The organism is Mesorhizobium sanjuanii (assembly GCF_002529485.1).
GTDB classification, from domain to species: domain Bacteria; phylum Pseudomonadota; class Alphaproteobacteria; order Rhizobiales; family Rhizobiaceae; genus Mesorhizobium; species Mesorhizobium sanjuanii.
Map to the genome: position 1 here is coordinate 1 of NZ_NWQG01000063.1, position 12,058 is coordinate 12,058.

A 12,058-nucleotide genomic window follows, 5' to 3' on the forward strand; every position below is an offset into this window, starting at 1 on the left:
GACCGGGCTTCGTCAGTCCGAATTTCAGGACGATCAGGCGAGATTGCCGTTGATCCAGTGCGACAACGCCGTCTTGGGCGCAGCGCCAACCTTCACATCGGCCCTTTCGCCACCCTTGAAGATCATCAGCGTCGGGATCGAGCGGACGCCAAACTGTGCGGCGAGCTCCGGATTCTCGTCGATGTTGAGCTTGGCGATCTTGACCTTGCCGCCGAGTTCGTTGGCGATCTCCTCAAGCGCCGGCGCGATCATCTTGCAGGGGCCGCACCACTCCGCCCAGAAATCAACCACGACCGGCTCCTTGGCGTTAAGCACATCGGCCTGGAAATTGCTCTTGTCGACCTTGACGGTGGCCATGCGGGAATCCTTTCGATTTTTTCGTCGTACCAAATGTGGTGGTGATCGCGCGCTTGTTCAAGCAGGTGTTGTGTCACGCTGCCGTGAGTCGGGCAAGGGCATCGTCCATGACCGCACCTGGCAGCTCGATCAGCCGCGGCGCCTCGGTGAACAGCAGCGCGGCAGCGACCTCACGTCCCGGGTAAAGCGGCTGCAGCAAGGCGCGATAAAGCGCAAGCTGGAGTACATAGGCCGGTGGAATTTCGGCAATCGTCTCCGGCGCCGGCCGATTGGTCTTGTAGTCGACGATCGACACTTTGCCCGGCATGACCGCCAGCCGATCGATCTTGCCCGAGATGGAGCGCAACCGGCCCTTCACCTCAAGGCTGCCCATGACCGCGACCTCCGCGCGTGAGGACGGCGAGAACAGCGCTCCGAAGCGGGCATCGGCAAGGATCGCAGTCACCGAGGCCAAAGCCTTGTCGCGCTCGGTATCAGGCCACCCGGCGCCGGCGCGTTCGAGATAGCGCGTCGCCGCATCCCGGCGTTCGGACTCGGCGATGCCGGGCAGCATCTGCAGCAATTTATGCAGCGCCAGTCCCCGCATCACGGCAAAGCCGGGCTCCGCCTCGACATCCAGAACCGGCGAGCCCGTGTCGATCAGCGCTTCCTTCGTCTCGTCGATCAAGGCCGAGGCGCCGGAGGGCGACAATGGCCGCGGCAGGTCTTCATAGGGCGGCAAGGGCTGGAACAGCGTCTTCGGCAAAGGCCCGAATTGCTGCGTCTGTTGCGCCTCCTCGGCTGCCGCGTGTGCGACTGGCGGCAATTTTGTCACGTGAAAGCGGTGCACGGCCTCACCGGTGGCCGGGTGCTGCCGCTGCGTGCTTTCCGGCGCCCCGACCAGCGCGCGGCTGACGATCGAATGCCAGGTGCCGGTGCTCGGCGCCCGCTTGCCGTGGTAGCCGCAGACGATCAGCCGGTCCTCTGCTCGCGTCATGCCGACATAGAGAAGCCTGCGGTATTCGTCGTCGGCGAGTTCGCGGGCGCGGACGGAAGCTGCCCGCGAAAAACCATTGGCGACTTCGCTGGCCGAGCGCCAGAGATAGCCCTTGCCGTCCCAGTTTGCGCCCGAGCCGTCGAACGGCATCAGCCGCGGCAGATGCTGGTCACTGAAGGGGGCCGAGCCGCCATCGACCAGGAACACGACCGGCGCCTCCAGGCCCTTGGCGGCGTGTACGGTCATGACGCGGACCTCGTCGCGCGTCTGGTCCATCTCGCGCTTGATCTCGGGACCGGCGTTCTCCAGCGTCGACAGGAAGGATTCCAGCCCCGGCAGGCCGGTCCGCTCCTCTGCCAGGCAGAAATTCAGGAACTCGTCGAGTATGTCGCCGGCTTCCGGCCCGAGCCGTGCGATCATCTTCCTGCGCAGACCGTTGCGTGCGAGAACGGCGGCATAGAATTCGAACACCGGCTTGAACGCCGCCTCGTTGGACCATGTGTCGAGTTGGGCAATGATGGTGGCGAGGGCAGCCCCGTCACCGGCATGCTCTTTGAGCGAAGCGATCAACGGGAGACCGGGCAGCCGCTCGCCCGCTAGCTTGAAAAGCATCTCTTCCGAAACGTCGAAGATCGGACTGCGCAGCACGGAGGCAAGCGACAGATCGTCCTGCGGCTGGATGAGAAAATGGCCAAGCGCGATCAGGTCCTTGACCGCGATATGGCCAGGCAGGCTGAGCCGATCGGCGCCGGCGACCGGGATGTCGCGGCGCTTCAATGCGCGCGTCAGCGCATGGACGAAGCGATCGCGTTTGCGCACCAGCACCAGGACGTCGCCGGGTCGAAGCTTCTTGCCGCGGCCTTCGACGATCTCGCCGCCGCCGATCCAGCCGGCAATGGTCACTGCTACGTTTTCGGCGACGCGCACCGCCGGCGCATGGGCGTGGTCGACGGCCTGCGTCCAGTCGTCGGGCTCGTCGACGGCTTCAGCACCGATCGACGGCCAGACCTCGACATAGCCCGGCGCGTCGGTGCGGATAGCCTGGTGGCGCAGCGGATCGGGATCGTGGCTGATGCCACGCCGCACGGCGGGATCGGCGAAGACGCGGTCGACCGCGGCAAGAACGTCGTCGCTCGAGCGGAAAGACCAGGTCAGCTTGAGATCGGCGAAGGCGGCATCGGCGTCGCGCACCTTGCCGGCAAACAGCAGCCTTGAGTCGGCGAAGGAATCGGGCGCCGCTCCCTGAAAGGAATAGATCGACTGCTTTTCGTCGCCCACGGCAAAGATGGTGCGGTGGAGCATGTCGCGCGCGCCCTGCCCGGCAAAGAATTCTTCGGCCAGCCGTCTCACCACATCCCATTGGTCGGGGCTGGTGTCCTGCGCCTCGTCGAGCAGGATGTGGTCGATGCCCTGGTCGAGCTTGTACTGCACCCAAGGGCCGGCGTCGGGCCGCGCCAGGAGATTGACCGTGCGGGTAATGAGGTCGTTGAAGTCGAGGAAACCGCGGGCACGCTTCAATTGCTCGTAGCGGGCGATCAGCCAGTCGGCGATGGTCAGGGCGGCGCTTGTGCCTTCCAGCATCCTGAACAGGGCCAGCCGGTCGGAGATTTCGAGGATGGCGTCGACTGCTGCCAGATAGCGTTCCGGCAGATCCGGCAAGCGGTCGAGCAGCGCTTTCTTGAATGTCTTTGCCGGCTCATAAGGAGCGCCATCCGCCCGCAGGAAGGCCTTGCCCAACAGTTGCAGCCGCCGGATCGGATCGTCTTCGGCAAAGGCAAGACGGGCATAGGGCAAGATGTTGTTCAGCACGATGCGGGCGTCGGCAGCTTCGGCAGCGCGGGTGAAGGTGACGAAATAGTCCGGCAGGAAACCCGGCAGCGGCCAGACGGACGCCGCGATATCCTCGGCGGTCTGGCCGGGGCGGAACCGGAACTCGTCGAACAGCGCCCGGAAGCCATCGCCGCCGGCCGTGCTGATGAAGGTGCGCAACCCGTCGCGCTTGCGCACGATCTCGGCAAGCAATGCGTCGAGCCCGGCCTCGCCGCCGCGCTCGAGCACGGCGGCGAAAGCCTCTGCCAACCCGGCGTCGCCCGCGGCCGTGCCCGAGATCATGTCGCGGCGCGCAGTGGCGAACAGCGAAGCCTCCATTTGGCTGTCGAGCATTTCGAAATGGGCCGGAATGTTGGCTTCCAGCGGGAATTGGTGCAGCACAGATTCGCAGAAGGCGTGGATCGTCTGGATCTTCAGCCCGCCCGGCGTTTCCAGCGCCTCGGCGAACAGCCGGCGCGCCCTGCGCATGGTATCGCCGTCGGGCCGGCTTCCGTCCAGCGCCTCTATCCTCGCCGCAAGCTCTGCATCGCCAAGCGCCGTCCATTCCGAGAGTGTCGAAAACACCCGGTTCGACATGTTGGCGGCGGCGGCGCGCGTGTAGGTCAGGCACAGGATCTTCGACGGATCGGTACCCCTAAGCAGAAGCCTGATGACGCGCTGGGCCAGCACATGGGTCTTGCCCGATCCGGCATTGGCCGACACCCAGGCGGAATTCCGCGGGTCGGAGGCCCTGGCCTGGCTCATGGCGGTGTCGGTCGGGATCGGATAGGCTTTCTTCACGCCTCCCCTCCGTCGTCGTCGGCATCACCACCGGCGGACCATTCGAGCACACGGGCGAGATGGTCGTAGTCGCCATCGGTCTCGCCCTCGCGAAACGGCAATGCGCGCGAGAGGTAACCGGTCGCCGGGTCGGCATAGTGGATCAGCAGCTTTTCCAGTCGCGCCCAGGCTTCCTCCGCGAGATCGGCGGCGGTTCTTGGCTTGCGGTTGTATTCGAGGATGGATTCCTCGAATACCTCGCCATTCGGCTTCAGCCTGATGAAGGCCAGCTGCGATGGCTCGCACGCACCCAGCCCCTTGAAGGCGCCGCGCCTCAGCAACGCGCCCTCCAGCGCCAATTGTGGCGACAGCAACGTGTGCGCCTGCGCCTTGGACGGCGAGGAGCCGGTCTTGTAGTCGAGAATGTCGGCCATGCCGCCGGCCAGCAGATCGACGCGATCGGCATAGCCGGACAACGTCACGCCGGATTGGCCGACGCCGGTTTTTTGGGCACGCTCCTCGGCATGCCGCCGGACCACGGCGTCGGCGCGGCCGCGCTCCCATTCGACGATGCCGCCGGCGAGCTTTTCGAAGCGCGGCCACCACACGGCCTCGACATCGGCGGGAAGGACGGCATCGGCAAAGCAGGCGCGGCCGGCGGCGATAAGGCCGGCCAGCGCCTCCGGCGCGCGCGGGTCGGCCACATCAGCCGAGAAAAGATGCAGGATGGCGTGGAACAGCGTGCCGCGCTCGGCGGCGCCCGGATCGCGGATGACCGGATCGAGCGGCATCAGGCCGAGGATCCTCCTGGCATAGATCGCGTAGGGGTCGCGACGCAGCGTTTCGATCTCGGTAACCGAGAAATGGGTTGGCCTGACAGCCAGCGGCGGCTTCGGCTGCGGTCGCGGCGCAAAATCCTGCTTCTCGCCAGCATCGAGCGCGCGCGCCCAGGCCAGCAATTCATCGCCGCGTCGGCTAAGCACCGTCGCATGGTCCTTGCCTATGAAGGTGAGGATGCGCTGCAGCCAGCGCGATGGCACCGCCGGCGCATCGCCGGAGCGGGCGGAGCGCGCCAGCACCACCTTCTTCGCGCCCATCGCCATCTGGAAATCATGAGCGGCAAGGCCGATGCGTCGTTCGGGCGGCTCGAGATCGATACCGCTCTTCATCAGCCGCGACATGAAGCGGTCGCTCTCCGGCTTGCGCGGCCACACGCCTTCGTTCAAGCCGCCAATGACCAGCGTGTCGACGCTCTGCAAGCGGGCTTCCAGCGCACCCCAGATGGCGATGTTCCGGTCGGTGCCTTGCGCCGGCTTGACCGTTTCGGGCGCGATCAGCGCCTCCATCACATCGGGCCATTCGGTCGCGGCGAAGGAAAACGGCACCGAGGCGGCGACCAGCCCGCGCAACAGCTCGGCGAGCTTTTCGCCGGCGTCGCCGGCATAAAGGCCGCTCAGACTGCCATCCACGGCACGGCCGAGATTTTCGAGCACGACGACGCTGGCTCTGCTCAGCGCGGCAAGATCGGTGTCGCCCTCGCCGCGAAGAGCGATCAGCGGCGCCAGCGCGGCGGCAAGGCGGACGAGCAATTCGCGGGCGGCCTCGATGCTGCGCACAGTCAGGCGCGAGAACCAGAAGGGCTGGCGCTTGTCGCCACTCAAGCCAGCAAGGCGAGCTTCGAAGAGTTCCGACAGCGACGCGATGTCGGGGCGACCGGTGCCGCCGCGCAGCGCCACGAGTTCGACGATCTCCGCGGCATGGCGTACGCTGGCGCGCTCCAAGCCAAGGCCAAGCAGAGGATGCTTGAGCAGCGACAGCAGCGCGACCGGATCGCCGGGGCGAAAGGCGGCCTGAAGCGCCAGCCTGAGCAGGCCGGCGGCCAGCGTGTTGGCGAGCGGCGTGCCGCCGGAATCGTCGGCGATGACGCCGAAGCGCAAGAGTTCGGCCGCAACACGCCGCGCCAGGGCACGGTCGCCGGTGACGAGCGCCGCGCGCCGGCCGGGCTCTTCGACGGCGCGTTTGAGTGCGACGGCGATCGCCACGGCCTCGTCGCGTTCGCTGGCGGCTTCAAGAAGCGTCACATCGGCAAAGGCCTCGGCGATCTCGCCTGGTGTAAAGCCGAGCCGCGTCTCGGCCCACAATTCGGTGGTTTCCGCCGGCCGCAGCGCCTCGCCGACAAGGGCCGCGCGTAGCGCCAGCGGCCTTTCGGCAATTGCGATCGCCTCGACATCGCCGCGCAGCACGCCGACCTTGCCGATCAGCCTGGCCAGGCCGTATTGCGGGTGGCCAAGCAGAGCCGGGCGGGCGCCAGGTGCGGCAATCGCCTGGAAGGACGGCTCGTCCAGCGTCGTGTCGAGGCCGGGCAGCACGACGGCGCCCCCGGGCAGGCCGGCGATCACGGCGAGCAATTCGGCCGTGGCCGGGATCGATCCGGTGGAGCCGGCGGCGATCACCGGCCCGGACGGCGGGTTGCGCTTCAGCCGCGCCGCTTCAAGTCTGATCAGCGCATTGCGATGCGCGGCGGGATTGGAGCGATTGCGCTCTTCCAGGATGTTCGGCCAGTTGTCGGTGACGATGCCGAGGAAATCGAGCGTCACTTGCCACCAGCCAGCCAGATTGCCGGTCACCAGATCGGCAAGCCTTGACCAGTCAGTGCCCTCCGTCTCGATCTCGTCCATCAGCCGGGCCAGATCGCGCGCCAGCCAGATGGCATCGGCGGCGGAGGCCGGCACGACGATTTCCTCGTCGAAAAGGGCCGCGACATGCGCCGGCAGGCGGCGTTTCCAGGCCCGCACCAGCGGCGCCAGCAGCAGCAGGCGCTCGATCGAGGCGATCGGCGGCGCCAGATCGAGAGCGGCCGCCGCTTCGGCCTCGAATGCAGCTTCGTCCTCGTCGAACTCGCCAAGCGGGCGAATCACCGGGAGGATCGCCGAGCGACGCCCGAGCACGTCGACGAAGACGCCGCGCAGCGCGCGCGCGGCTCGGCGGGTCGGCACATAGATGGTGACATCGGCCAGTGCCAGCGGATCGCCGTCGAAGCGGAAGCCCGCAATGAGCCGGCCTGACAGCAAGGCCTCGGCCAGCGTCGGCAGGAACGGCGCTCCGGGGGGGATCGAGAAAACGCGGCGGGAGCCGCTCATTTCAACTCAGTGAGGGCGCTGGCCGGATCGGCAAGCGCGCCGGCGACCGCCGCTTCGGCCAACGGAATGGCATCGGGCGTGCCAACGGTGATCCAATGGCCGTGCATGGTCATGCCGAACAGGCGGCCGGCAGCGATGGCGCTGTCGAAATAGGCGTTGAGCGAGTGCGGCCCGGCCGGCGCATCCCTGAAAAGCCTGGGATGGACGATGGCCGCACCGGCATAGATCAGGCCCGCCGCATCGCCCTTCGAACGCCGCAGGGCGCCGTCCGGCGCCATCAGGAAATCGGTGCCGCCGCTATGTCCGGTCGCTGACTTGATATCCGCGAGCATCAGCAGAATATCCATTTTCGCCGCATCCCATGCAAGGGCGAGGCGCGCGAGATTGGATGCGCCGGCGTCGACCCAGAAAGTGTCGGCGTTGACGATGTAGAAAGGCACCTTTCCCAGTTCGGGCAAGGCATGGACGATGCCGCCTGCGGAATCGAGCAGCCTTTCGCTTTCATCCGATATGACCACTTTTGGAGCAGCGCGCCCGGCGACATGCGAGACGATTTGCTCGGGGAAATAGTGGACATTGACCACGGCCTTGGTGACGCCTGCCTCGGCCAGGCTGTCGAGGCCCCGGTCGAGCAATGTCTTGCCTGATATCCTGACCAGCGGCTTCGGCATCGTATCGGTGATCGGCCGCATGCGCTTGCCAAGCCCGGCGGCGAGCACCATCGCGGTTTTAAGGTGCGCCGTCACAGCGGCCGTTCCTCCAGCAGGCCGTGCGCGACGTAAAAATCCCGCAGGCCCGCGAGCGCCGGATGCGCCAGCGCCCGCCGGAGATAATCGCGAATGCGCGGCAGGTGCTTGAGATAATAGGGCTTGTCGTCACGCTTTTCGAGCCGCACGAAAATGCCGAGGATCTTCGAATTGCGCTGCGCCGCCATGATGGCATAGGTCTCGACGAACGCCTCCTCGTCGAAGCCGCCAGCCGCGTGGCGCGCCGCGATGTAGGCATCGAGCGTCCGCTTCTCGATGTCGGGCGATACTGTGACGCGGGCATCCATCGCCAGCGAGGCGACGTCATAGGCGGACGGGCCGATCTGCGCGTCCTGGACATCGACAATGCCAAGGCGGTCATGGCCGGAACGATCGCCTCGCCAGATGATGTTGGGCGAATGGAAATCGCGCAGCATCAGCGTGTATTCCCGGCCTTTCAGCCGGTCGAGGACTGTATTCCATTCTTTTGTATAGCCGGCGCGCAAGGCGTCGCTGGCGGGGGCGCCTGATATCGCCGGCACATACCAGTCGACCAAAAGATCGGCCTCGATCAGCATGGCGTCGCGATCGAAGGGCGGCACATGATGGAAGATGCCGGGCGCGGCCTCCATGCGATCGGGCCAGGCCTTGCCATGCATCATGGCAAGCAGTTCGGCCGCGGCCGCATAGCGCTCGGCCAACGGCTCGCCATGGTCGCCGAGAAACCCTTGCGAACCCAGATGTTCGAGCAGCAGAAAGCCTTGCTCGAGCTCCTCGGCATGGATCTCCGGGACGCTGACGCCACCGGCCCGCAGAGCCCGGTCGATGGCGACGAAGGCCGTGACCGACTGCGCGGTGTGGGCGATCACCGCGTAGGGTTTGCCGTCACGCACCGGCGGCCCGAGCACCAGCCTGGGCGAGTTCATCAGGACACGTGGCGGCAGACCGGGCAGCGAGACGATCTCATAGGAGCGAGCCGAAGCGTCGCCGATGAAATATCGCCGTTGCGCTTCGCCCCAGCCGGCTCTTTCCAGAAAATCGCGCATGGCCAGCGATCGCGCGGCGCGCTCGAAGGCGGCGCCCTGCCCCGACAGTCTGGCCAGCCGCCCGTCGCCCCGATGGACCAGTTCGATCAGGACCGAAGTCCTTGGCAAATAGTCCTCTGCACGTTCCGGCCACTCGACCAGCGCAGCGCCTTGCGCCAAAGCCTCATCGAAGCCCAGTTCGTCGAGCTCGGACGCCGCCGACAGTCGATAGAGGTCGAAATGATGGACGGGAACGCGCGCCTCATAGCTCTGGACGAGCGTGAAGGTCGGGCTCGGCACATCGAGACGGGAATCGTCGGCCATCGCCCTGATCAGCGCCCGCGCCAAACTCGACTTTCCGGCACCGAGATCGCCTTTGAGCGCCAGCACGTCGCCGGGGCGCAGCGACATGGCCAGATCTTCGCCGAGCCTTGCGGTCGCGGCCTCGTCGGCGAGAAATCGCTCCAGCACCAGTCCCGCCATCGAGCGTGCTACTCGGCCGCGGCGCGGATGCCCGGCGTGTCGGGAAAGGCACAGATGACGGTAGTGCCCTTGTCCTTGCCGGTCTCGATACGGACGCTGCCGCCATGCAGTTCGACAAAACTCTTGACGATCGAGAGGCCGAGGCCGGCGCCGCGGCGCCGGCCGCCATTGGCGCGCGGTTCGAAACGGCGAAAGACCGAATCGAGCAGGTCCGGCGGCATGCCGGGGCCGTCGTCATGAACGGAAAATTCCACGCCTTCGGCAAGCTGGCGGCAGGCAAGCGTGATGGTGCTCGCCTCCGGCGCGTAATTGGCGGCGTTGCTCAACAGATTGTAGAGGATCTGGCGTATGCGTATCTCGTCGCCATGGAAGGTTTTTGGCGCGGCGGCGGCGTCAATCTTGAGCTTGATCGAATGCTCGTCCAGCCGGTCGGCGACCAGTTCGGCGGCGGCGGCGATGGTCCGATCGATGTGAACTTCGGAGATATCGAGTTGCATGATGCCGGCGTCCACCGTCGCCAGATCGAGGATGTCGTTGACGATGGTGAGGAGCACCGACGAGGACGAGCTGACATGCTCGACATATTCGCGTTGCTTCTGGCTCAACGGCCCGGTCGACGGCAATGAAAGAAGCTCGGTGAAGCCGATGATGTTGGTCAGCGGCGAGCGCAGTTCATAGGAAACGTGCTGCACGAACTCGTTCTTGAGCTGGTCGGATTTCTCCAGCGCCTCGTTCTTGTCCTTCAGCGCCCGCTCGACATTGACGCTGTCGGTGACGTCGACGAAGGTCATCATCACCTGCCCGTTGGGCAGCGGGATCATAGCATAGCGCAGCACGGTACCGTCGTTCAGCTCGGTCTGGCCATGGCGGTTGCGGCGCTCGTCGTCGAAGCCGGTGATGGCGGCAAGGAACCCGCCCCACGGACTGTCGGCGGCCCGTCGATCGCAGAAATCGCGGATCGCGGAGACGTGGACATTTGGCTTGGCGGTGTCGGCATCCAGCCGCCAAAGTGCCGCGAATGCCGGGTTGGACAGTCTGAGCCTGCCGTCCGGGCCGAACACGGCCACGCCTTCGGCGAGGTTGTCGAGGGTCTCGCCCTGGACCCGCACCGCCGTCTGGTAACGGCTTTCGAGATCCATCTTTTCGGTCAGGTTCTCGAATACCCAGGTGACGCCGCCCTTGGGCTGCGGATTGGCGACGACGCGGATGGTCTTGCCGTCGGGCAGATGCCACCAATGCTCCTGCGACTCGACTGCGCGATAGGCGCCGAGCAGGCTCTCCTTCCAGCGCCGCCATTCGGGCTGCTCGGCGATCTTGCCTTCGCTGCGCAGCCGGTCGAGGAACAAGGCGTTATCGGGAGCGCTGTGCAGGAAGCCGCTGTCGAGACCCCATAGCTTCTGGAACGCCTGGTTGAAGAACCGCAACTTCTCGTCGGTGTCGAAGATCGCCACGGCGGTGTTGAGCTGGTCGAGCGTGTCGGCGTGGCTCTGCACGGTCCGTTCATACTCGCCGCGGATGGCTTCGATGGCGCTGGTGTCGCAGGCAAGACCCGCCGAACCGTCCGCGCTGGCGAAGTCGGTCACAGCGAACATGCGCCGGTCGCCCTCGATCACGGTGGAAAGCGTCTGCTCAAAGACCGGACGCGACTTGTGCTGCGCGGCAATTGCATCGCGCGCCTGGCCGCCCAGGAATTCCTTGGCATCGCGAACGGCGACTTCGGCGTTCTGCGTCTCAACGGCCTCGGCATAGGCGCGGTTGACCCACTTCAGCCGTCCGTCGGTCGTGCGCAGCCATGCCGGCATGTTGAGCGCGTCGAGAAGCCCTATCATGGTGTCGTAGTCGGCAGCGAGGCGTTGGTTCTCGATCTTCAGCCTGGCCTCGCTGCGCTGCGTTTCCGAGAGCGAGACGAAGCGCACAAGCACATGTGCTGCGCTCTTGCGTCCATGCACCTCAAGCGGCGCGCCGACCAGAGATTCGATGACGAGATCGAAGGGCTTGGCCTTTTCACGCAACCCCGCCACGGCATGTTCGAGCGCTGCCGCCGAGCGCGGCATCAGCCAGCGGCCGAAGGCTAGGAATGCGGCCCGGTCTTCCGGAGCGCCGCTCTCGAGCGGCAATGTGCCGATGATTTCGGGTTTCTTGTTCTCCGAGGCCCATACGATCACGCGCTGGTCGCGCGTGTTGAGCAGCGCCTCGGAACGCTGCAGCGCCGCGTTGACGTCGGCGATACGGGTTCTGAGCTGGAGATTCTCCGCCGTGGTGCGGGCCCGCTCGCGAATCAGAACGATGGCCGACAGAAGCGCGGCGCCCATGACGCCGACGAACACGGCGAGTTGCATGACCTCGACCGTGCTGACCGTGCGCGCGCCGGCGGTTTCAGCATGCGCGGCAAAAGCAAACAGCGGTCCGGCAAGGGCGGAGGAAGAAAGCAGTTTCGCGACGCGGATGCCAGCGCGCCACAAGGGGCCGCCGCCTCCGGCAGCGGAGCCTGTGATATCCGAATCGTTACGGCCGCCGGAAACGGCCTGTCCCGCGCAAGGCGGGTAATCCCCCGGCATGTCTTGGTCCTCTTCGCCGCCTGAATGCAAGACCGCCCTGATGCGTGCGTCGGGCCCTCGTCCCCGGACCGCGAATCAGCACCATAGCGCTTGCGCGAATCGGCGTGAAGAATCAAACCGCGCAAAAAATAAGCCGGACGAAAAGTCAATCGCCCGGCTTCAATATCTAGTGGTAATTTGCGCT

The 12,058-nt window shown here is 65.9% G+C and carries 6 protein-coding genes; all 6 read right to left on the bottom strand.

What is annotated here, in order from left to right; genetic code table 11:
- Positions 1-33: 33 nt before the first annotated feature.
- The 6 genes from trxA to CN311_RS11780 all read right to left on the bottom strand — a co-directional run bounded on the left by trxA (position 34) and on the right by CN311_RS11780 (position 11,874).
- Positions 34-357: a thioredoxin gene (gene trxA, locus CN311_RS11755; RefSeq protein ID WP_006325606.1), complete on the bottom strand. Its 324-nt coding sequence runs from the start codon at positions 355-357 to the stop codon at positions 34-36.
- 73 nt (positions 358-430) lie between these two features.
- Entirely contained in the window at positions 431-3,943 is a 3,513-nt protein-coding gene (gene addA, locus CN311_RS11760) for a double-strand break repair helicase AddA (protein ID WP_097573880.1), read from the bottom strand.
- Positions 3,940-7,062, bottom strand: a complete 3,123-nt coding sequence (gene addB / locus CN311_RS11765; RefSeq protein ID WP_097573882.1) for a double-strand break repair protein AddB — start codon at positions 7,060-7,062, stop codon at positions 3,940-3,942. Before addB ends, addA begins: the two co-directional genes overlap by 4 nt.
- The gene (locus CN311_RS11770; RefSeq protein WP_165779674.1) at positions 7,059-7,784 is read right to left on the bottom strand and encodes a nucleotidyltransferase family protein; all 726 of its coding nucleotides are present in this window, start codon (positions 7,782-7,784) and stop codon (positions 7,059-7,061) included. The genes addB and CN311_RS11770 overlap by 4 nt, the downstream gene beginning before the upstream one ends.
- A gap of 20 nt (positions 7,785-7,804) precedes the next feature.
- On the bottom strand, positions 7,805-9,316 hold the full coding sequence (tsaE, locus tag CN311_RS11775; protein WP_097573886.1) for a tRNA (adenosine(37)-N6)-threonylcarbamoyltransferase complex ATPase subunit type 1 TsaE: 1,512 nt from the start codon (positions 9,314-9,316) through the stop codon (positions 7,805-7,807).
- A gap of 8 nt (positions 9,317-9,324) precedes the next feature.
- On the bottom strand, positions 9,325-11,874 hold the full coding sequence (locus tag CN311_RS11780; protein WP_097573888.1) for a sensor histidine kinase: 2,550 nt from the start codon (positions 11,872-11,874) through the stop codon (positions 9,325-9,327).
- Positions 11,875-12,058 lie beyond the last annotated feature (184 nt).

Bases quoted from the DNA above. Each gene is read 5' to 3' on its own strand.
- trxA (WP_006325606.1), bottom strand. From the start codon at position 357: ATGGCCACCGTCAAGGTCGACAAGAGCAATTTCCAGGCCGATGTGCTT.
- addB (WP_097573882.1), bottom strand. From the start codon at position 7,062: ATGAGCGGCTCCCGCCGCGTTTTCTCGATCCCCCCCGGAGCGCCGTTC.
- tsaE (WP_097573886.1), bottom strand. From the start codon at position 9,316: ATGGCGGGACTGGTGCTGGAGCGATTTCTCGCCGACGAGGCCGCGACC.
- CN311_RS11780 (WP_097573888.1), bottom strand. From the start codon at position 11,874: ATGCCGGGGGATTACCCGCCTTGCGCGGGACAGGCCGTTTCCGGCGGC.
- CN311_RS11770 (WP_165779674.1), bottom strand. From the start codon at position 7,784: ATGGTGCTCGCCGCCGGGCTTGGCAAGCGCATGCGGCCGATCACCGAT.